At 55.4% G+C, this 17,961-nt stretch carries 16 protein-coding genes and 1 tRNA gene; 8 read left to right on the forward strand and 9 right to left on the reverse strand.

The annotated features are described in order from the left end of the window. The first annotated feature begins 88 nt into the window (after positions 1–88). Both H8B15_RS14995 and H8B15_RS15000 read left to right on the forward strand, forming a co-directional pair. On the forward strand, positions 89–1,480 hold the full coding sequence (locus H8B15_RS14995) for a PA14 domain-containing protein (RefSeq protein ID WP_187320488.1): 1,392 nt from the start codon (positions 89–91) through the stop codon (positions 1,478–1,480). A 298-nt stretch (positions 1,481–1,778) separates the two neighbouring features. Further along, positions 1,779–3,257 carry a PA14 domain-containing protein gene (locus tag H8B15_RS15000; RefSeq protein ID WP_187320489.1) on the forward strand — a complete coding sequence of 493 codons (1,479 nt, stop codon included), beginning with the start codon at positions 1,779–1,781 and terminating at the stop codon, positions 3,255–3,257. Positions 3,258–3,530: 273 nt separating this feature from the next. Here H8B15_RS15000 and H8B15_RS15005 read toward each other — a convergent pair whose 3' ends face one another. The 3 genes from H8B15_RS15005 to H8B15_RS15015 form a co-directional block, all read right to left on the reverse strand. Further along, on the reverse strand, positions 3,531–4,652 hold the full coding sequence (locus H8B15_RS15005; protein ID WP_187320490.1) for a glycosyltransferase family 4 protein: 1,122 nt from the start codon (positions 4,650–4,652) through the stop codon (positions 3,531–3,533). Between the two features lie 96 nt (positions 4,653–4,748). Continuing rightward, positions 4,749–6,608 (reverse strand): M61 family metallopeptidase, encoded by a 1,860-nt coding sequence (locus H8B15_RS15010; protein WP_187320491.1) that lies wholly within the window; start codon positions 6,606–6,608, stop codon positions 4,749–4,751. Positions 6,609–6,668: 60 nt separating this feature from the next. After that, positions 6,669–7,397 carry a class I SAM-dependent methyltransferase gene (locus H8B15_RS15015; protein WP_187320492.1) on the reverse strand — a complete coding sequence of 243 codons (729 nt, stop codon included), beginning with the start codon at positions 7,395–7,397 and terminating at the stop codon, positions 6,669–6,671. Positions 7,398–7,468: 71 nt separating this feature from the next. Between H8B15_RS15015 and H8B15_RS15020 the strand changes: the two genes are divergently transcribed. The 3 genes from H8B15_RS15020 to H8B15_RS15030 all read left to right on the forward strand — a co-directional run bounded on the left by H8B15_RS15020 (position 7,469) and on the right by H8B15_RS15030 (position 9,157). Beyond that, positions 7,469–8,185 (forward strand): phosphatase PAP2 family protein, encoded by a 717-nt coding sequence (locus H8B15_RS15020; RefSeq protein WP_187320493.1) that lies wholly within the window; start codon positions 7,469–7,471, stop codon positions 8,183–8,185. 119 nt (positions 8,186–8,304) lie between these two features. Continuing rightward, positions 8,305–8,386: transfer RNA gene (locus H8B15_RS15025), tRNA-Leu, on the forward strand. A gap of 102 nt (positions 8,387–8,488) precedes the next feature. Continuing rightward, positions 8,489–9,157, forward strand: coding sequence for a phosphatase PAP2 family protein (locus H8B15_RS15030; protein ID WP_187320494.1), 669 nt, complete (start codon positions 8,489–8,491; stop codon positions 9,155–9,157). Between the two features lie 76 nt (positions 9,158–9,233). Here H8B15_RS15030 and H8B15_RS15035 read toward each other — a convergent pair whose 3' ends face one another. Continuing rightward, positions 9,234–9,605, reverse strand: a complete 372-nt coding sequence (locus H8B15_RS15035) for a hypothetical protein (protein WP_187320495.1) — start codon at positions 9,603–9,605, stop codon at positions 9,234–9,236. 303 nt (positions 9,606–9,908) lie between these two features. Here H8B15_RS15035 and H8B15_RS15040 point away from each other — a divergent pair, with 303 nt between their 5' ends. The 3 genes from H8B15_RS15040 to H8B15_RS15050 all read left to right on the forward strand — a co-directional run bounded on the left by H8B15_RS15040 (position 9,909) and on the right by H8B15_RS15050 (position 12,522). Continuing rightward, on the forward strand, positions 9,909–10,595 hold the full coding sequence (locus H8B15_RS15040) for an HAD family hydrolase (RefSeq protein ID WP_187320496.1): 687 nt from the start codon (positions 9,909–9,911) through the stop codon (positions 10,593–10,595). Between the two features lie 54 nt (positions 10,596–10,649). Beyond that, positions 10,650–11,504 carry an urease accessory protein UreD gene (locus tag H8B15_RS15045; RefSeq protein ID WP_187320497.1) on the forward strand — a complete coding sequence of 285 codons (855 nt, stop codon included), beginning with the start codon at positions 10,650–10,652 and terminating at the stop codon, positions 11,502–11,504. 217 nt (positions 11,505–11,721) lie between these two features. Beyond that, positions 11,722–12,522: a YqjF family protein gene (locus H8B15_RS15050; RefSeq protein WP_187320498.1), complete on the forward strand. Its 801-nt coding sequence runs from the start codon at positions 11,722–11,724 to the stop codon at positions 12,520–12,522. Positions 12,523–12,552: 30 nt separating this feature from the next. Here H8B15_RS15050 and ureG read toward each other — a convergent pair whose 3' ends face one another. The 5 genes from ureG to H8B15_RS15075 all read right to left on the reverse strand — a co-directional run. Then, complete coding sequence (ureG, locus tag H8B15_RS15055) at positions 12,553–13,308, reverse strand: urease accessory protein UreG (protein ID WP_187320499.1); 756 nt, start codon at positions 13,306–13,308, stop codon at positions 12,553–12,555. A gap of 116 nt (positions 13,309–13,424) precedes the next feature. Next, positions 13,425–14,096 carry an urease accessory protein UreF gene (locus H8B15_RS15060; protein WP_187320500.1) on the reverse strand — a complete coding sequence of 224 codons (672 nt, stop codon included), beginning with the start codon at positions 14,094–14,096 and terminating at the stop codon, positions 13,425–13,427. A gap of 103 nt (positions 14,097–14,199) precedes the next feature. Then, positions 14,200–14,793, reverse strand: a complete 594-nt coding sequence (locus H8B15_RS15065; protein WP_187320501.1) for a hypothetical protein — start codon at positions 14,791–14,793, stop codon at positions 14,200–14,202. Positions 14,794–14,859: 66 nt separating this feature from the next. After that, the gene (gene ureC, locus H8B15_RS15070) at positions 14,860–16,581 is read right to left on the reverse strand and encodes an urease subunit alpha (RefSeq protein WP_187320502.1); all 1,722 of its coding nucleotides are present in this window, start codon (positions 16,579–16,581) and stop codon (positions 14,860–14,862) included. 12 nt (positions 16,582–16,593) lie between these two features. After that, positions 16,594–17,961: P-loop ATPase, Sll1717 family (locus H8B15_RS15075; RefSeq protein ID WP_187320503.1), on the reverse strand; the 1,368-nt coding region annotated here is incomplete at its 5' end.

A 17,961-nucleotide genomic window follows, 5' to 3' on the forward strand; every position in this document is an offset into this window, starting at 1 on the left:
TATTTTGTCGGTAAAATACTATAAAGTACTTTTTGGTGAAGTTGGTATGACACAACGTATATTTTGTTGTTCGCTTTTGAGTATCTGCATGCTAGCTGGCACTGGGAGCGCACACCCTCAGCCCTGGGTACCGGTAGACGAGCCAGAAAAAACCTCGCTCGTGGTGCCAGGTAATCAGACTGGACTCACAGCGCTGTACTTCAACAACAGTACGCTAGCGGGCAAGCCAGTGCTCCAGCGCCGAGACGGTGCCCCCAACTTTGATTGGGGTAAAGAGGCACCGGCCTCTACTGTGTCAGCCGACTATTTCTCGGTGCGGTGGGTGGGCTGGCTTATAGCCCCTACCACTGGCTCCTACTCCTTTTCTGTGCGTGCCGATGAGCGGGTGCGATTGTGGGTAGGCGGACAGAAGGTGCTCGATACCTGGGATGGCACCGGCCAGCTACAGCCACCAGCCTACGTGACGCTGGCCGCCGGCGAAACCACGACAGTGAAGATGGAATATCATAGCGAAGAGGGTAACGCGCATGTGCAGCTGCAGTGGGTTCCTCCTGGTCAGGCACGCCAGGCTATTCCCGCCCAAATGTTTTCTTCTGAGAGCAATGAACTAGTGGCCGCAACAGTAGCGGGCACCGGCAATAAGCAGAGTGCAACGGCCAAGCGCAAAATTGCCCCGGCTACGACTCAGTCAACAAAAATTACTCAGGCTAAAGCCGCGCCTGCCACCCTGCCAGCTCCGCAAGAGCTGGCAGGCGTATATACGCTGAAAGCCCGTACCACCGGCCAGCCGTTGGTAGTTGCCGATGAGCATCAGCTTGGTACTGAGGATGCCACGGTGGCTCCGCACTGGCGCATCGAGCCAGCTGGTCAGGGCTATTACCGGGTGGCAGTGCAGGGCGGCACCAAAGTGTTGGAGGTATTAGGTAGCTCCTCTTCCAACGGTGCGGCCCTCAATCTGTGGCCCTACTATAGTGGCAATAATCAGTTGTGGCAAATCAAGGAGGTAGGCGACGGCTACTACACGCTGGTCGCCAAACATAGCCGAAAAGCCCTCACGGCCAAATCACCTGCCGAGGGTGGCGTGCAACAGTGGCGTGCAAACGGCCACGAGGATCAACAATGGCGGCTGAACCCCGTGAAAGATAAAGTAGCCCAGCCGGTTACTACCACCACACCGCTTGTCGGCAATGGTACCTACAACGTGAGTCTGTCACCTAACCCTGCCAACAGTATCTCTCAGTTGCGCTACCAGTTGCCAGATGCAATACCAGTGGGCTGGGTGCTGTACGATGCACGTGGTATTGTGGTACGCACTTCCGACTACCGCCGGGCAACCAGCGGGGTGCATCAGCAAACATTACTGCTCTCGGCCTTGCCCAACGGTAATTATCAACTGCATCTCACTGTCGGCACTATCACTACCACCCAACCTATCCTGATTCGCCATCCATTGGCCGAAACACAGACGCAAACCGAATAAGTAGTTAGGATAAACTACTTGCAATCGCAGGCAGAATAGCGAAAGACCAACGTGACTCAGCGGATATCAGTGGGGGTATGCCCAAGCATCTGCCTTTGCACGAAGTACGGTATTACATTGTTAGATAAGATATATTTATTATTCATTGTATACAATAGTAAAATTATGAGTATTGAGCTGATATATGTAATTCTGGCTTGGTTTTTATTGTGTTTGTTAGGCTTTGAAATCAGACATAACAGAGATAGTATTTATTGATAAAATACTATTTTAACCAAATCCCGTACATTCTTCTCCTATGATGCGACACTTACTCTACTATTCCTTGGTGGGGATGCACCTGTTCAGCCATACCGAAGGTGCGTTTGCTTCTGCTACAGGAGCGCCAGGCAAAGAATTTCAACAACTGGCGGCGCCAGTGCAAAACGGTACACCGGGCCTTACGGGGTGGTATTTCGGTAACAGCACGTTGGCCGGCAAACCCATTCGTCAGCAGCAGGATGCCGCACCGAATTTCCAGTGGGGAAAAGACGCGCCAGCGCCCACCATACCAGCCGATTATTTCTCGATACGCTGGGAAGGATTCCTGACGGCTCCTACCACCGGGGCTTACTCCTTTGCCGTGCGGGCTGGGGAACAAGTGCGGTTGTGGATCAACGGACAGAAAATTTTGGATACTTGGGATGGGCAGAGCCTCACCGAGTCGGATATCTACGTGAACCTGGCCGCCGGAGAATCGACGCCGATTAAGCTGGAGTATCACAGCGAAGAAGGCGATGCGCACGTGCAGTTGCAGTGGACAACCCCAAAGCAAGTACGCCAGGCTGTTCCGGCTGAGGCTTTCTCGGCCGAAGGATTTGTGATGGCCGCTGCGCCCGCGCCCGCCCCAGCAGTAGCTCAACCAAAAGCAGCGGTGGAAGCTCCTAAGCAAGCCGTAGCACGTAAAGCTGGCATGCGCCTACCCAAAGGGGCCGTGGCCGCTCCAGCGGTTGCCTCCATGTCGGGGGTGTATCGGTTGAAGGCCCGCAACGATGGCCAGACGCTGGCCGTGGCAGAGCAGCAAGCGGCTGGTAAAATAGCCGCCGATGCCGCCGCACCCGAATGGATGATCGAATCGGCTGGCAATGGCTACTACCGCGTATTTGTACAGGGTAGCAATAAGGCACTAGAGGTGCTCGGCAACTCCTCTTCCAACGGTGCCGCCCTCGACCTATGGCCTGCCTATAAGAGCGACAATCAGCTGTGGCTGATTCATGAGGCGGAAGATGGCTTCTACTCGCTGGTGGCCAAGCACAGCAGCAAAGCTCTGACAGCGAAAGAAACGTCGCAAGGTGGCTTGCAGCAGTGGCGCTACAATGGCGGCGCCGATCAGCAATGGAAACTGGAGCCCGTAGCGGGCGCGAAGATTAGCACCAAAGCTACTCCGCTTGTAGGCAATGGCGACTACAAGGTGCACGTGTACCCCAACCCCTCTAACGGCATCTCGCAGTTACGCTATCAGCTACCCGGTAATATGCCTGTGGGCTGGGTGCTCTACGACACCCGCGGCGTGGCCGTGCGCTCTTCCGACGCTCGCCAGTTGAGCGATGGTGTGCACAACCAAACGTTGCCCTTCTTGGAACTGCCCAACGGCAACTACCAGCTGCACCTCACAGTGAACGGCGTAACCACTACGCAGCCCATCATGATTCGTCATCCTAAAGCAGAGCCGCAGGGCGAAGCACGGGTGCAAACGGCCGAACCAGTGCAAATCGTACAGATGCAGACTAGCCGGTAGGTCTAATAGCTCACAAACGTTAAGAGGGGTAGCAATAGTCACACTATGCGTGGCTGTTGCTACCCCTCTTAACGTTTGCAGGCTGCTGGGTTTTATTGAAGCTGTTTAGAAAGGCGTGTGCCGGTCGGACGTCCTAGGCGTCCAACCGGCACACAATTCGTACATAAGTGTCCTAAAAGAAAAACAAAAAGGGAACGTTATGCTTGACTTAGGGGCCACCTGCCGAAGCACGAACGGCAAATCCTAGCGCCCATTTCTAATTTGGAAACAGGTCTACTGGCGATAATAGTCTACCAACTGAGTGGCAAGGTGTGCAGGTGCAAACCGGGTGTGAGCGTATTCGTAGCCCTGTTCCCGCATATGATTCGCATAGGCTGAATCGGTCAGGACTTTCTCTATGGCATGCGCGAGCTGCTCGGGGCTGGTAGGGTCTATATAACTCGAAGCTGGGCCACCTGCCTCTGGTAGAGCCGAAGTAGAGGAGGTGATAACAGGCGTTTTGCACAATAGTGCCTCGACGATAGGGAGCCCAAAGCCTTCATACAGCGAAGGGTAGATAAGAGCCGATGCCCCTTGGTACAAAGCCTGGAGTTGCCGAATATCCACTAAGTTTTCCAACCAATACACAACATCTTCCAACTTGATGTGGCCTAGTAGCTGTTGCAGTTGCTGTTTGTAGCGCTTGCCCTTACCCACCAGCACGAGCGGCACCCGCAAGTCTGTTGGCAAGTGTTGATAAGCACGGAGCAGCGTGGCAATATTCTTACGAGGCTCGATGCTTCCTACCCCTAAGAGGTAGGGCGTTGTTATGCCCAGTTGTGCTACCGTACTAGCTACCTGCTCAGTTGGTTGCCGCTGATAATACACAGGGTCGCAGGCTTGGTAGATGACGTTGATTTTGGCTGGATCTACTCGATAATACTCTACCAAATCACGTTTCGTATGCTCGCTGATGGCCACTATTTTAGTTGCATGCTGGCAGCTGTAACGTACTTTCTGGTCGTAGATAATGCGCTCTACAGTGCCGTACCACTCCGGATGAACTTTGGAAATGACATCGTGCATGGTCACCACGCCCGGGATGCCTGCACGCGCAAGACCTACAGGCAACTCGTGGCTCAACCCATGATACAGTTCAATCCGGTCTTGTTTCAACTGCTTCACGACGCCATAGCTGCGCCACAAGGACCTGAAGGACCCGTTGGGTACAAACGTAGTGTACTGGGTGCCTCCCAGAAAGGGTTGTACTGCTGGATGTTGCCGGATGGCAGGCGTATATAAATGGTAATCGTGTTCGGGATGGAAACGCGCCACATCCTGCACCAGAGTTCGGCTGTAGTTTCCTAAACCCGTGAAATTGCCAAACAGGCGTTTTGCATCATATCCAATCCGCATACCGCAGGGGAAAAAGTTAGGATAGCAACACGTTCACTATCCATGAAAAGGCAGGTAGGCTAAGCTTTCCTGATGAGAGTGGGGGAGTATAATTGCTTATTTAGCTTTGCTGCCCAGCCATGCGCTGCGGTAGGCCTTCATCTTCTTTGTGACGGTACGCTTGTCGGCTTCGTAGGGTAGGACTTCCAAGGTAGGGTCTTCGGTCAGGGTTAGTTGGGCCGTGCGCTGTTGCCCCCGCGAGCGGTACACCACCGATATCACGTCGCCGGGCTTGTGGCGGGCCAGCAGGGCGCCGTAGGCCGTGCGGTTGGCAATGGGCTGACCATCCAATTTCGTGATGACATCCTCGCGGTCGAGGCCGGCTTGATAGAGCGGGCTGCCGGCCAGGGTAGTAGCCGGGATGGAGACTGTGCTATCCGCGTTGAACGACAGTCTGTTGGCACCAAGGCTGGCTTGGCCGGCGTGGGCTTTGCGCACCAGGAGGCCCGCCGGCGCTAGCAACTTTTCAAAATCGGGCAGAGTATGACCGTAGATGTGCTGGCGGAAAAACTGTCCGGCAAAGGCCGTGTCGCGGGCTACTTCGCCCAGCACGCGTTGCAGGTCGGCGGTGGTGTAGGGGCGGGCAGGGGCGTAGTTCTGCTGCTTGCTGCCATACTGCTGCCACAATGCCCGCATGTAAGAATCGAGGTCAGTTTTGTGGTCCTGGCGCAGCATCATGTCCAACGCCAACGCATTGGCCGCGCCAATGTAATAGTAGGAAAGGTAGGTGTTTGCGCGGTTGTTGGGGTCGATGCTGACGGCCGCATCCACGAAAGGCGCCTGTTGGCTCATATACACCGGCGAGTAGCGCGCTGCCCCCGGCGAGTTCAGCATCGCATTCACTACTCCCGACAGGGCCTCGTCGCAGTACTGCTGGTCGGTGCCGAAGGCGCCGGAGCGGCGTAGCAGCAGGTCGCCGTAGTACTGGGTGAAACCTTCGGCAAACCACAGGTTGCTGCTCATGTTGGCCTGCTCAAAATTGAACGGCTCCAGGTCCTGCGGGCGCAGGCGCTCCACGTTCCAGCTATGAAAAAACTCGTGCGAAACCGTACCCAGGTTATCCAACGCTCCCTGCCCGCGCAATGGGCGGCTGCTGGTGAGCGAGGTGGAATTGCGGTGCTCCATACCGTCGCCGCTGGTTTGGGGTAGGTAGTTGGCAATGAAGGTATAGCGTCCAAAATCATAGTCTGGCAGCGTGCCGAACACGGCGGCGGCTTCTTTCACTACACTCTTGGTTTTGGCCACAAAATCGTCCAGCTCGGCGGCAGTACCATCGTGCAGCACTTGCATTTCGATGGTCTTGCCTTGCTCCTGCCAGCTACGCACTTGCTGCGCACCCAAAGAGGTAGGCGAATCCATAAGGTACTGAAAATGCGGCGCGTAATACGTGTTGCCAGCCGACTCGGGACGCAGCTGGGTGGCGGCTTTCCACTCGTTGGGCATGTCAAACTTTACCTCCACTGGGCGTTGCTCAAGGCCTCGGGCAAATGCCAGGGTGGCGGGCATGTTCAGGTGGGCATGGCGCCAGTCAATGCCGGCGTAGGTGCCATCGGTCCGGTCACCAAACAAAGTGTAGGTGAACGTGACGGTGCCATCGTGGCCGGCTACGTCCCAGCCGTAGGGGTCAGGGTGAGTCACCGTCAGCGGCTGACCTTTGGAGTTGGTGGCGCGCAAATCATACACGTTCTTGGCAAACTCATGCAGCGCATAGCGCCCCGGCGAGGAGCGGGCCATCCGTACCTGCAAGGGTGCGGTAGGCAGGTTGGTAAACGTAGCGGTTACCTGGGCTTCGTGGTGCACGGCGTTTGGGAAAGCCACCGTGTAGCGCACGGGTGCCGAGGCAGTTTGCGCCGCCACAGGCTGGCACAGCGCCAACGGAAAAGCCAGCGCCAGGAGGAGAGTAACGTGTTTTCGCATGAACGAATAGTCAGGAGTGGAGGTAGTAAAAGTAAGTGTTCCGCTCAGAACGCGGCCCCTTTAATCTATAGCTGGCTCCGAAAATACCGTTGCCTCCATCATCTGCTTAAAGAATAAGGACCTGCGTTGTGGCCGTAGCCCTACCTGCGCCAATACCTCCTGCATGGGGGGTAGGACACGGGCCGAAATACCCGTGGTGAGTTGAAAGAAGCGGTACATCACCGCCAGCAGCCCACGATGCCACCAGCGGGTAGGCGCAGTAAAATCGGCGAGGAGCCAGGGCGCGCCGGGGCGCCGGGCTGCGTTGAGCTGCTGCACCACGCGCTGCAGTTGGTCGGGTGCAAACAAGTCGAGAAAGAAAAAGGTAAGCACGGCATCAAACTGTTCTGCTGGCAATAGTGCAGACTCAGTGCCCAGCCGAAATTCCACTTGCCCGGCCCGTTGTGGCTGGTGGCGGTGCTGCCAGGCCTGGGCCTGCGCCAGCATTTGGGCCGAGGCCTCCAGGTAAAGCACCTGGGCCTGCGGACTCTGCTGCCAGATGTCGCCCAGAATCCAGCCCGTGCCGCCCCCAATAATGAGTACCCGCGGCGCGCCCACTGGCAGTCCCGCCAGGGCTGCCTGCTGGGTGCGGCGCAGTGCCCGGCCAAATACCATCCGCGCCAGCGCATCATAAAAAGGTGCCACGTAATCGAAGCCTTTCAGGAGGGTAGGGTTGAGGGTGAAGGAGAAAGGATGCAGTTTCCAACCAATGGGTAGCGAGTGCCCGTATCTACGATAGGTTACGGGCAAGACTAAGTACTACCCTGTAAAGATGGCTGGAAGAAGCATTATTCCCTTCGATTGAGTTTACTTCTGTTTGAATGACTACTTCACTCCGGCGCCTGCTGGCAGGCATCACGTTGTTTATCACCGAGTTTACGCTTACGCTAGGGCTAGGCGCATTGGGCACCGTGGCGTTTCTGGCGATTGGGCGTGAGGTGTTTAACGAGCACGCTGTGCCCTTCGACGAAGCGGCTTTCCGCTGGACGCGCGACTTGTTTGGCCCTACCCACCAGCAGTGGGTGGAAGTGCTGACATTTTTCGCCTCGCGCAACTTCATTGTGGCGGCAGCGCTGGGGCTGATTGGCTATTTCCTGTTGGTGCGGCGGCACCGGTGGTACTCGTTGCTGGTGCCGGTGGTGGCCCTGGGTAGCATCACGCTCAACCTGCTACTCAAGAATTTCTACCACCGTCCGCGGCCGTTGCTGCCGCTGGTATCGGCTTCGGGCCTGAGCTTTCCCAGCGGCCACGCCATGATTTCGGCTTCGTTCTATGGCTTGCTGATCTACCTCGCCTACACCCACGTAGCGCGGCCTGCCCTGCGCTGGGGTCTGATGACGGGGTTAGCGCTGCTGATTTTACTTATCGGCCTCACCCGTGTGTACCTGCGCGTGCACTACGCCACCGATGTGCTGGCGGGCTACGCGGCAGGTATAGTATGGCTGCTTGTGGCTATCCCGCTGCTGAAACGCTTGGAAAAAATCGTAAAAAAACGCTTCAAACACGATCCGCAACTCGTTGAAAAACAGCCTCTGTAGAGCTATAAAGCGGTTTTTTAAGCGGTTTTTTGAAAAAAATGTTGCGCGAAGCGAATTCGCTGTTGTATCTTTGCAGCATCAAACGACCACCAACAGGGCGGTTTTCTGATAAACGTGTTGCGCTTGTGGCGAAATTGGTAGACGCGCTGTCTTCAGGCGGCAGTTCCGCAAGGTGTGAGAGTTCGAGTCTCTCCGAGCGCACTGAAAGCCGACCCCTCACCGGGTCGGCTTTTTTGTTTTCAGGCCAGGCTGGCTACATCCTTAAAGTATCAATGGCCATGAATAGCACGTAGGATACGCCATATGAGAAAACGTCTGCAAGAGCGCCTGGTCACGCTGACCGGTCTGATTACGTTGGAAGTGGCACTGGCCGGGTTGTTTTTTTTACTGGCCTTTGGGGTGTTTTTTTACCTCACGCGCATCGTATTTGTGCAGCACTCCACTGCGTTTGACAATTGGGCGTTTGGGCAGTTGGATGCCTTGCGAGCAGCTACGCCGGGGCTTACGGACTGGGTGCGCGGCATCACGTTTTTTGCCTCTATGCCCTTTTTGGTAGCAGCGGCGCTGCTCATACCAGGCTTTTTGTTGTGGCGACAACAGCGGCGCGAGGCCCTCATGGTCTTTCTGGCCGTGGTAGGTGCCACGGTTTTCAACCAGTTATTGAAGCTGCATTTCCAGCGCACCCGCCCCAGCTCGGCCCTGATTCCGCAGCCGGGCTTAAGCTTTCCCAGCGGCCACGCCATGATTGGCAGCTCCTTATACGCGGCGTTGGCATGGCTGGCGTGGCGCCACGGCCAGCGTGGCGTGGCCGTGGGGCTGCTGGTGTGGGCGGCTCTTATTGGCCTTACCCGCGTGTACCTGCATGTGCACTACGCCACCGACGTAACGGCTGGTTTTGCGGCGGGCATAGTCTGGATGTTGGTTCTGCGTACTATTCTGCGCTGGCGCCGGGGGCTCGGGCAGCCTGGGTAGGTAGGGGAAAACCTAAAAAAGCCACCCCGAAACGTTTCGGGGTGGCTTTCGCTTGCAAAACGGCAATGCCGTTTGCTTACATAGTAGTAGCGCCGGTGGTGCCAGCCGTGCCACCGGTAGTACCAGCCGTGCCGCTGGTGGTGCCAGTAGTAGTGCCAGCCGTGGTGCCAGTGGTAGCACCATTCATGGTACCGCTGCTGCCAGTAGACATACCAGCGGTGGTAGTAGCCGCGCCAGCATCCGACATGGTGGAGGTGCCGTCTGATGGCATCGTCGACATAGTGGTATCAGCATTCATGCCCGTATCCGAGTTCATCGTCGGGTTGGAGTCCATAGTGCTGGTTGAAGTGGTCGAGGTGTCGGTGGAAGTTGAGTCGTTGCCACAGCTAGAAAGCGACAGGGTAGCAGCGGTAAGGGCTGCAGCAGCGAAGAAGAACGTGCGTTTCATGGAAAGAAAGTTTCTGGTGAAAGAGTAGATACTAATGACTAACGAAACCAAGCGACTTGCAACGGTCAGCTGTTTAGCAGCTTGCAAGACACTGGCTTTTACAGCCACATAAATCCGTAATCTTAACGGCTAGTGGCTAATTCGGTTACTCATTTGAAGTACATAATTACTTCATTATGAATTTGTTGTTGAGCTATATATCGCAAAAATACGTTCCCTGCCTGTGCTGACGGCGTTATTCGGTGTCTTAGCCAGTAGCTTTACAACCTCCTCTGCACTAGGCAGAGCAACGTATTTTTGTCTATGTCCTACTCACTACTTTTGTTTGATTACGATGGCACGCTCTGCAATTCGGAAGCTGCTATCCTGCATAGTCTGCGCCAGGTATTCACGCATTACCAGGTGCCGGTGCCGCCCGAAGCCGAGTTGGAGCGAGTGGTAGGCCTGGGCTTGCCCTCACCCGATGCCCTTCAGGCATTGCGCCCGCAGTTGGCCGGGGCCGAGCTAGCGGCGTGGCTGCTCACCTACCGGAGCATCTATACCAACGAGGGAGAAGAGCTGGTGAAGCCGTTTGCGGGTGCCCGCGAGGTGCTGGCTGCGGCCCGTGCGCACAATATTGCCGTAGCCGTAGTGAGCAACAAAGGCGCCGTTACGCTGGAAACTTCCCTGACGCGCCTGGGCTTGCGCGCCGATGTGCAATTGCTGGTTGGCGACGGCAGCTACCCCGATCAGCAACTGCCTCTAAAACCCAGCCCTGTGCTCTACGAGCAAATTGTGCGGCCCTTCTTCGCGCCAGTGCTGCCCGCCGCTACCCTCATGATTGGCGATACGGCCGCCGACCTGCTCTTCGCCCGTAATTGTGGTATCGATGCCTGCTGGGCACGCTACGGCTTCGGCGACGCCGATGCGTGCCGGGCCCTAGAACCCAAACACCAGATAGACGGCCTGCGCGACGTGCTGCGCCTGATGGTGCGTGAGAAAGCGAAGTAGCAAAATCGGTTCGTTGTCTGCTTTTATGTTCACAACTGCCTGTATGATAGTTTAATGCTCTTACCCGAAGAAAGTGCACTGGAGGTAGCCGTAGTGCGCGGCCAGTCGGTGCTGACGACGTGCCGTAGCGTGCAGCCGCTTAAGATTCTGCAACCTCGTTCGGCGGCTCGGGCCTGCCACGCGGTGCTGTCGAGCTACGGCGGTGGCTTAGTTTCCGGCGATGCCATTCGGCTGCGGGTTGGGGTAGGAGAGGAGGCACAGCTGTTTTTGGGTACGCAGGCCAATGCTAGGGTATATAAGGCAGTGGGCATGCAGGAAACGCTGCAACATACCACCGGCGCACTGGCCGAAAACGCACTGGCCGTGGTGTTTCCCGACCCTTTGGTGCCCCAGGCCGGCAGCCGCTACCGCCAGCAGCAGCACTGGCAGCTGCAAGCCGGCGCCGTGCTGCTGCTGGCCGACTGGTTCCATGCCGGCCGCACCGACAGCGGCGAACGGTTCGCCTTCACGTCGCTGCACACGGCACTACGGGTAGAGCGGCTGGGCAAGCTGACGCTACTAGACCGCTTTCAGTTTCAACCCGAGGAGCACATTGCCGCTTCGCCCGCGCACTTCGGCCCCTACCAAACCATGCTCTCGCTCTACCTGGTAGGCCCGCCCAACGACCCGCGTTTCCGGCGGCTGGCCGAAGCGTTGCTGGCCTTGCAGCTACCCGAGCGCCGCGACCCGCATTTCACGCTGGCCACCCGCCCTTACGTGATATCCGTGGCGCCCGCCCGCGAAGATGTGTACGTGCTACGCGCTCTAGGCCTGAGTCGGGCCGACTTGCAGCCACTTTGCGAGGAATTGATGCGTGCACTAGCCTCCCCGGAGCTGCTGGGCTTCAACCCGTGGGCGCGGAAGTTTTGAGGAGGTGAAGGAGTGAACGATGCGCGTGTAGAGACGCATCCTTGCATCTCATCGCATGCGCCGTGTGGACGAAATCGTTCAACGACGCGCGTGTAGAGACGCATACTCGCGTCTCTTCGTATGCGCCGTGTGGACGAAATCGTTCAACGACGAGACGCAAGTATGCGTCTCTACATCCTTTTCAACGGTCCACCCGTCTCTAACAGAGCCCGCACGTATGCGTAGGAATAGTCCAGCTTCGGCTGAGTCGCTGTTTCATTTTCTCGTTTTCGCTGTGCCTGAGTTCCCTACCCCATATTACCGCTGGCCCTACCTCATGCGGCAGCGGTGGAGCCAATTGTTGTTTGCGCACTGGCCGGTAGCGCCGGAAGTGCTGCGGCCCTACCTGCCGCCGCGCCTGACGCTGGATGTATTTGAGGGCCAGGCGTGGCTGGGTGTGGTGCCGTTCACCATGAGTCATATCCGGCCGCTGGGCCTGCCCGCCGTGCCGGGCCTCAACCACCTGCACGAGCTGAACGTGCGCACCTACGCGACCCTGGATGGGGTACCGGGTGTGTGGTTCCTTTCCCTCGATGCCACTCAGCCGCTGGGCGTGTGGGCCGCCCGCACCTTATTTCACCTGCCCTACCTGCACGCCCGCATGCGCCTCACCCAGCAGGGCAATACGCTTCAAGCGGTGGCCGAGCGCACCCATGCCGGCAGCGCACCCGCCACGTTTGCCGCCACCTGGACGGTAGGGGCTCCGCTGCCGCCCGCGCAGCCAGGCTCTCTGGCGCATTTTCTCACGGAGCGCTACCATCTCTACACGGCCGGCCCCAACCTGCAGCACGATATACACGGTCCCGATCTGTGGCGCGGCCAGTTGCTGCACGCGCCCTGGCCGCTGCGCGAAGCCAAGGTAACCAGCTGGGAGTCAACGCTGATAGAAAGCCACGGTCTGCCTACCCCCACCGGCCAGCCCGTGCTCTACGCCGCCGACCCGCTCGACGTGTGGGTGCAGACGCTCCGTCGGGTGTAGCCGGAAAGACTTTTGCGGAGAACGGTTGTTCTACCGCCGGTCTTCCCGTACGGAGGCCAGGGCTTTGGTTTTGGCTTCTTTGATGTGGTCGATAATGACGTCGAGGTTGTAGCCGTCGAGGGCGCGGGCGAAGACGAAGGGGCCGTCGCCGCGCATTTTTTTCGAGTCGCGCTCCATCACGCCCAGGTCGGCGCGCACGAGGTGGGCAATGTCTATCTTGTTGATAACCAACAGGTCTGCCTGTGTGATGCCGGGGCCACCCTTGCGCGGAATCTTGTCGCCGCCCGATACGTCGATGACGTAGATGGAATAGTCGACCAGCTCGCGGCTGAAGTGGGCGGCTAGGTTGTCGCCGCCGCTTTCCACAAACAGGAAGTCGAGCTTGTTGTTGAAGCGCTGCATCAGCCCTTCCAGCGCGTTCATGTTCAGGGAAATATCTTCCCGAATAGCGGCGTGCGGGCAGCCGCCGGTTTCTACGCCCACAATGCGGTCTTCGGTGAGGGCGCTGTGACGGATGAGGAAGTCGGCGTCTTCGCGGGTGAAGATGTCGTTGGTGACCACGCCCAGCTCCAGCTCGTGGCGCAGCCGCTCGCACAGCGCTTTCAGCAGCGCCGTTTTGCCCGTGCCCACCGGCCCGCCAATGCCCACCGTGAAGGCCCGCTTACGGAAGTTACGGTAGGAGGGTAGGCGGCGCGTCTCCCGCTCGTTGTAGTCGCCCGGCGACTCGTAGGCTTCGTGCGGGTTGTGGCCGTGGAGCAGGAGGGCAAGTTTATCGACAAAAGCCATGTGGTAGGAAGTAACGCGAAGCTCTGCTTCGCGAATCGTTGACACAAAAGAGCGGCGTGGGCGCAAGGTTACTCCGACGGCGCAAATGGTCGCGAAGCAGAGCTTCGCGTTACAACTCAATTCTGAAACAGCTTCGAATATATATCCTCGTGAAACATCTGCGCCACCTCCAGCAAAAAACCGGAACGCGTAGCTTCTCGGTAGGATATGGTGGTAGGCGTGGCTAGCAGCTCTTCAAAAATAGCGTAGAAATCGTGTTGCAGCAGGTGGCCTTCCATTGGTCCCAATACGCCCAGCCGGATAGCTGCGCTGATCTGGTCGCGCAAGGCCATGTGCAGGTAGGCCGTTCGGGCTTCGTCCAGCCTAAACCCTACCCGGCGCAATGACAGCCCAAATACTGGCACAAAATGCAGCGGCAGCACCTGCTCCGCAAACCACTGGCTGATTGCGTTGAGCCCGGCCATCGGGTAAAATGATGCCAGCAGCCGCAGCCAGTTGCTGGCCTGCACCAAACTGGCGCGGTGCAGCGGCGGCACCAGCAGCTGGGCATTGTACTCGGCGGCCAACTCGTGTAGCTCCTGCGTGTTTTCGGGCAGGTGAAAGCATGAGTTGATGAACGGAAACTCCAGGCTGACTACCTGTTGTAGAAATGAATACAGGTAGTTGCGCAAGGCGCCGGAATCGGGTAGCAGACCAAATGTGGCGCTGCTTTCCAGGCCAAAGGAGTAGGCAAACGAGCCGGTAGGCAGGGCCGAGTCGGTGAGGTGGAGCAGGCGGGCAAGGTGCATACGGGTACCCCACCCCCCGGCCCCCTCCCCTCCGGGAGAGGTGGAGCCAAGCTATTTGTGGGTTAGGTATTGGCGAAATGTGGGCGTTTGCGGTATCTGTTTCTCAGTATCTAGCTGATGCTTCTGATTCAATAGAAAAGAAACCTATTTTATATCCTCGTGCATCTAATGGAATTAAGGCGCTTGGTGTTTTTTTGAGTTGTTTACCACGTTGTATATAAGGGCGTATGATGAGTTTATATATACCATAAATTTTGTCTATTTCTGATGTGTGTAAGACTATGGAACTATCTCTCTTTGTGTACTCCCCTTTAGTTATGAGAGTTGGTCCTAATGGACTATCACGCCAATATTCAAACGTTCCATTTTCTTTTATCCTAAATTCATCGGAACCTCTAAAATCATGACTAACAGCAATGAGCCAATCAGGTTTGTAAATTAGTTTTTTAATGAAAATGATTGTTGTTAATGCGAAAAAAGGTATTGTAAGTAGATAAAAAGGAACAATTCGTTTTTGCCATACGAGCTTATTTCTAGTAATTATGCGGTAAATTGAAATTGGTAATAAACCGAGCCATATAACTATCGCTCCTAGTATTAAAGCCCCTCCTATAAATGAATTCTCAATAAACTGTACCAACAGAAACATTAGACTGATAAGAAAAACAGCGACTGTAAACCCTCTATTCTCACGCATAACCTATCGATAATAGCAGATGTCTTGGCTCCCCCTCTCCCGGAGGGGAGGGGGCTGGGGTACCCATCAAAACAAATTATACAACTGCCCCAGCGGCAGCTTGGTAGCTGGCTCGCACGTCAGATGCACGCCGTCTACCGTCACCTTATAGGTTTCTGGGTCGACTTCAATATTCGGTAGGTAATCGTTCAATGCCATGTCTTTTTTGCCCACGGTGCGGCAGCCGTGCACGGGTACCACGCGCTTCTGCAAGCCGTAGGTGGCCGCCACGTGCTCAGCCGACGCCTGCGACACAAACACCACCGACGACTGGCCCACGGCCCCACCCAGCGCCCCGAACATGGGTCGCGAAAAGGAGGGCTGCGGGGTAGGGATGGAGGCGTTGGCGTCGCCCATCTGGTTCTGCACGATGATACCGCCTTTGATGATGGTTTCGGGGCGGGAGCCGAATAGCGCGGGTTTCCAGAGCACCAGGTCGGCCAGCTTGCCTACCTCCACGGAGCCGATTTCGTCGGCAAAGCCGTGGGCGCGGGCGGGGTTGATGGTGTACTTGGCCACGTAGCGGCGGGCGCGGAAGTTGTCGTTGGGGCGGGCGGCGCCTGCGTCTTCGGGGAGGGCGCCGCGCTGCTGCTTCATCTTGTGGGCCGTTTGCCAGGTGCGCGTAATCACCTCGCCTACCCGGCCCATGGCCTGCGAGTCGCTGCTGATGATGCTGAGGGCGCCTATGTCGTGCAGAATGTCTTCGGCGGCAATGGTTTCGTTGCGGATGCGGCTCTCGGCAAAGGCCACGTCCTCGGGAATGTTGCGGTCCAGGTGGTGGCACACCATCAGCATGTCCAGGTGCTCGTCGATGGTGTTCACGGTGTAGGGCCGCGTGGGGTTGGTGCTGGAGGGAATCACGTTCGGCTCCCCGCAGATTTTGATAATATCGGGGGCGTGGCCGCCGCCGGCGCCCTCGGTGTGGTAGCTGTGGATGGTGCGCCCCTTGAACGCGCCCACCGAGTTTTCCACGAAGCCGCTCTCGTTCAGCGTGTCCGTGTGGATGCACACCTGCACGTCGTACTCCTCGGCCACCGAGAGGCACTGGTCGATGGCGGCGGGGGTAGTGCCCCAGTCCTCGTGCAGCTTGAAGCCCAGCGCCCCGGCCTCGATCTGCTCGCGCAGTCCCTCGGGCTTCGACGAGTTGCCCTTACCCAGAAATCCGAAGTTGAGGGGGTAGGCCTCCGTGGCCTTCAGCATCATCTCGATGTAGAACGCGCCGGGCGTGCAGGTAGTAGCCGTGGTGCCCGCCGCCGGACCCGTGCCGCCACCTACCATGGTGGTCAGGCCCGAGGCCAGCGCCTCCGGAATCTGCTGGGGGCTGATGAAGTGAATGTGGCAGTCGATGCCGCCGGCCGTGAGGATTTTACCCTCGCCGGCCACTACCTCCGTCGTCACGCCCACGGTCATGCCAGGCGTCACGTGGGGCATGATGTGCGGGTTGCCGGCCTTGCCAATGCCCACAATCCGCCCGTTTTTGATGCCGATATCGGCCTTGTAGATGCCGGTGTAGTCCAGCACCAGGGCGTTGGTGATGAGCAAATCCAGCGCCTCGGTCTGCGGAATACCGGCGGCCTGGCCCATGCCGTCGCGCAGCACCTTGCCACCGCCAAACTTGCATTCCTCGCCGTAGGTGCAGTAGTCTTTCTCTACCTCAATCAGCAGCTCGGTGTCGCCCAGGCGCACCCGGTCGCCGGTAGTCGGGCCGTACATATCGGCGTATGCGCGCCGGGAGAGGGGGTAGGGCATATGTGGGGGAATTTAAAAAGTAGTTAAATCTAATTTATTGAAAATATCTTCCATTGTTGAAGAAGGTTCTAATGCCCATCTAAAAGCAGGGTGAATTTCCCATTCATACCCGAAATCAACAAAGTCACTCGATAAATATCTGCTTTCTTCAAAATACTTTCGCTCTATCCTACCATCAATATGATCTTTGCGTGCTGTAATGAAATTAATTTTAAAAAGAAATTGAGCAAGTTCTTTTGGAGTTGCTGCTCTTTTATTATTTGCAAATATAAACTTTCCTCCTTGTATAATATTATTAATAGCTATAGTTAGCTCTGAGGTATTATATACATATTTCTTTTGAAAACTCTTCTTAGGTTTCATGTTTAATAACAATCGCTTTATATCAGGTAATTCTGATCCATATTCATTTACAGTATCTTGTATCCTGTTTTGAGAATATTGTTCGAATACAGATTGTAAGTGATGTGTTTTAATAATATTAGATTTATCGCTATAAGCAACTTGTGCTGACATTGCGCATATCTTCACCAAATCACGCGGGCGTTTTCTTATCATTGACATTAATACAACATCAGTTGATGCATTATGCCATTTGCCAAAACCTTGAAATTTTGCCGTAAAAATCTTCTCTAAATAACCAGCTAACTGAACTTGATTAAGATTGTTTAATCGAGATTCATCTACTTTATTGCCAAAATAAGTTTCTACACGTTTTACGAGCATAGCTAAAATATCAATATTCTCCCATTTGTGCCATATTACAGAATTTTCTATTTTATCTGTTGATTCATCCGATGTTCTAACTAGAAAATAAACATCGGATCGTAATGAAATTTTAAATTGTAAACCCTTATAAGTATTAGCCATATCTCTCGCTGCATTTAGTAATGCTGATATTCTGAATATGTCAGAATTACGAGCTTGCCATCCTCTATCTAAATCATCTATATAAATAATAATTTTATGATTTTCTATAAATGAACTTACTAAAGCTTTTTGAAAAGGTTCTAAACTTATAGTCTGTTGAGCTGATTTAAATGAATTTGTTATAAAATTTATAAGTTTACCTCCAATATTAGCTGCTTTATCTTGCCAATCGTTGTTGTCAATGCCAGCGTTGATAAAAACTTTTTCGCAAATTATTTTTTCTAATCCTAACTTCCAATCTCTAATTGCTGTAAGCAAATTTGTAATATCTGGCTGAATTGAAATTATATCATCTGGTCTAATAAGTATAGCTAACTCCTTTTTTTCCTCATTCTCACTCATGGCAACAGTAAAAAGAGCAGATTTGCCAATTTGTAGGCTTCCCCGTGAAGTAGGCCAGTGAAAAGTAGAGAAAGGGGGTATCTTTTCCCATTCTTTCCCTACTGCCCC

Origin of the sequence: Hymenobacter citatus, assembly GCF_014333615.1 — a bacterium.
In the GTDB taxonomy this organism is placed as follows: domain Bacteria; phylum Bacteroidota; class Bacteroidia; order Cytophagales; family Hymenobacteraceae; genus Hymenobacter; species Hymenobacter citatus.

Coding starts and splice junctions, on each gene's coding strand:
- H8B15_RS15020 (WP_187320493.1), top strand. CDS start 7,469: ATGACTACTTCACTCCGGCGCCTGCTGGCAGGCATCACGTTGTTTATC.
- H8B15_RS15005 (WP_187320490.1), bottom strand. CDS start 4,652: ATGCGGATTGGATATGATGCAAAACGCCTGTTTGGCAATTTCACGGGT.
- H8B15_RS15050 (WP_187320498.1), top strand. CDS start 11,722: ATGCGTAGGAATAGTCCAGCTTCGGCTGAGTCGCTGTTTCATTTTCTC.
- H8B15_RS15010 (WP_187320491.1), bottom strand. CDS start 6,608: ATGCGAAAACACGTTACTCTCCTCCTGGCGCTGGCTTTTCCGTTGGCG.
- ureG (WP_187320499.1), bottom strand. CDS start 13,308: ATGGCTTTTGTCGATAAACTTGCCCTCCTGCTCCACGGCCACAACCCG.
- H8B15_RS14995 (WP_187320488.1), top strand. CDS start 89: ATGCTAGCTGGCACTGGGAGCGCACACCCTCAGCCCTGGGTACCGGTA.
- H8B15_RS15045 (WP_187320497.1), top strand. CDS start 10,650: ATGCTCTTACCCGAAGAAAGTGCACTGGAGGTAGCCGTAGTGCGCGGC.
- H8B15_RS15060 (WP_187320500.1), bottom strand. CDS start 14,096: ATGCACCTTGCCCGCCTGCTCCACCTCACCGACTCGGCCCTGCCTACC.
- ureC (WP_187320502.1), bottom strand. CDS start 16,581: ATGCCCTACCCCCTCTCCCGGCGCGCATACGCCGATATGTACGGCCCG.
- H8B15_RS15040 (WP_187320496.1), top strand. CDS start 9,909: ATGTCCTACTCACTACTTTTGTTTGATTACGATGGCACGCTCTGCAAT.
- H8B15_RS15030 (WP_187320494.1), top strand. CDS start 8,489: ATGAGAAAACGTCTGCAAGAGCGCCTGGTCACGCTGACCGGTCTGATT.
- H8B15_RS15065 (WP_187320501.1), bottom strand. CDS start 14,793: ATGCGTGAGAATAGAGGGTTTACAGTCGCTGTTTTTCTTATCAGTCTA.
- H8B15_RS15035 (WP_187320495.1), bottom strand. CDS start 9,605: ATGAAACGCACGTTCTTCTTCGCTGCTGCAGCCCTTACCGCTGCTACC.
- H8B15_RS15000 (WP_187320489.1), top strand. CDS start 1,779: ATGATGCGACACTTACTCTACTATTCCTTGGTGGGGATGCACCTGTTC.